Source organism: Microcystis sp. LEGE 08355, assembly GCF_015207185.1.
Classification (GTDB): domain Bacteria; phylum Cyanobacteriota; class Cyanobacteriia; order Cyanobacteriales; family Microcystaceae; genus Microcystis; species Microcystis panniformis.
In genome coordinates this window covers 1-2,177 of the sequence record NZ_JADEXI010000706.1, presented here as the reverse complement: position 1 = coordinate 2,177, position 2,177 = coordinate 1, and the positions used below count along the sequence as shown (strand labels likewise).

The following is a 2,177-nucleotide window of genomic DNA, read 5'->3' as shown; positions in this document are numbered from 1 at the left end:
ATAAAGGCTTGCTGAAAAAGTATTTGAGGTCATTGTGTAATGTAGGGGCGCAACGCTTGCGCCCATAATGTGACATTGTGAACATTTTTCAGCCAATATCCAAGAGAGGCAAAGACAATTATACAATCGAAGAAACCCTGCCAAAGAAGAGGTTTCCATGGCGCAAACATTAACAAAAATAATTAAAAATGCGGGGGGGGGTAAGCATTACTTATTGGTAGCAGGCAGTACCAGTCTTTTGAAAAATACAATCATATAATCGAGGAAACCATACCAAAGAAGAGGTTTCCATGGCGCAAACATTAACAAAAATAATTAAAAATGCGGGGGGGGTAAGCATTGCTTATTGGTAGCGGGGGCAACTCTAGCCATCCTAACCCCTTTCCAAGCCGCCCAAGCTGTAACTGTAGTTGTAGGGACAGGGACAGTGACAGGCTATTTTGACAACCCCATCACGATCCCTAGCTCAGTATACACGGGCAACGGAACCGACACCATCGAATGGGGAACGCCTTTCTCCGCTGATTCATTTACTAATATATTGTCCTTTACTCCTTCTGACTTTACCAATCAGCCCAAGGGTCAAGACTTTGTTGCGGGGCTTTTGTATTACCGTAATGGCACTATTCCTCTCAGCACTCGGATTGATGGGGTTGATCTGATAATCAACACCACTTCCTCCGACCCAGATTTCACTCAAACATTGCCATTAAAAATCACGATTGTGAACACCCCAAATGTTGCTGATCCTATCGCTAGTGCAGATTTCATTTACTTTACGGATTTCCCTGATCGCGGTAGTTTCAGGGTACTAGAAGGAGAAGAGACCTATGTAGAAGTTATAACTCAGTTTAATTCCCTCGATCTTGTTGGTTTTGGAGCCGTGGGTGATCCTTCCAAAGGATTTTTATCACCCAGTACCGGTCCAGAGCCATTTCCAGCGGTTCCAGAGCCTTCCTCGATTCTGGGGTTATTGGCATTGGGTTTACTGGGGATGGGTTCAGTATTTAACAAGCAGCGAAAATAAGCCTTTTAAGGCGTAAGAATTTAACCGTATTTGAGGGTAGGCTAAAAATGGGGTTGAAGGACTTTCTTTTTTCTTTAGGATGCTATAAACTAGTATAGCGTCTTCGGGATTAGTGCCATTTCTCATAAAACCCTACTCCTGCCTACTTTTCAAGCTTTTTCTCCTGTACTTAGGGTTGGCTGAATAATGGTAAAACCCTTTTAAAATAAGGCTTTTGACCTGTTAAAATCCGATGTTCATGCTGCGAAAATCGGATTGGGACCATCAAAAACCTGGCATTATCCTTAATTTAGTACATAAATTAGTACAAAAAAGAGAGGGCAACAAAGCCTGAAACTCCCGACGACCGGCTACTGACGACCGGCTACTGACTCCTAACCCCACCAACAAACTTTTTGCCGCAAACCCTACTTAGGAGATTGTCACGAATACAGTTATTAAATCAAGAGAAACATCATGAACAAAAATGCCCGATTCGTTTTAGCAAGCATTATCAGCTTGCCATTTATTGCCCACTCTCCTGCCTTTGCAGGGGTTGTCTCAGGGACAGGGACAGTGACAGGCTATTTTGACAACCCCATCACGCTCCCCGACTCAGTATACACGGGCAACGGAACCGACACCATCGAATGGGGAACGCCTGTAGATGGTTCATTTACCAATCAATTGTCCTTTATTCCTTCTGACTTTACCGATCAGCCCAAGGGTCAAGACTTTGTTGCGGGGCTTTTGTATTACCGTAATGGCACTATTTTTCTAGGCACTCAGATTGATGGGGTTGATCTGATAGTCAATACTACTTCCTCCGACCTAGATTTCACTCAAACATTGCCATTAAAAATCACGATTGTGAACACCCCAAATGTTGCTGATCCTATCGCTAGTGCAGATTTCATTTACTTTACGGATTTCCCCGATCGCGGTAGTTTCAGGGTACTAGAAGGAGAAGATACCGACGTAGAAGTTATAACTCAGTTTAATTCCCTCGATCTTGTTGGTTTTGGAGCCGTGGGTGATCCTTTAAAAGGATTTTTATCACCCAGTACCGGTCCAGAGCCATTTCCATCGGTTCCAGAGCCTTCCTCGATTCTGGGGTTATTGGCATTGGGTTTACTGGGGATGGGTTCAGTATTTAACAAGCAGCGAAAAT

2 protein-coding genes are annotated in these 2,177 nt (G+C 43.7%); both read left to right on the top strand.

Annotation, left to right across the window (positions count from 1 at the left end):
- Positions 1-346 precede the first annotated feature (346 nt).
- On the top strand, positions 347-1,027 hold the full coding sequence (locus tag IQ242_RS23140) for a choice-of-anchor K domain-containing protein (protein ID WP_228021174.1): 681 nt from the start codon (positions 347-349) through the stop codon (positions 1,025-1,027).
- 456 nt (positions 1,028-1,483) lie between these two features.
- Positions 1,484-2,177, top strand: a 694-nt coding sequence (locus IQ242_RS23135; protein ID WP_228021173.1) for a choice-of-anchor K domain-containing protein, incomplete at its 3' end; no start/stop codon positions are given.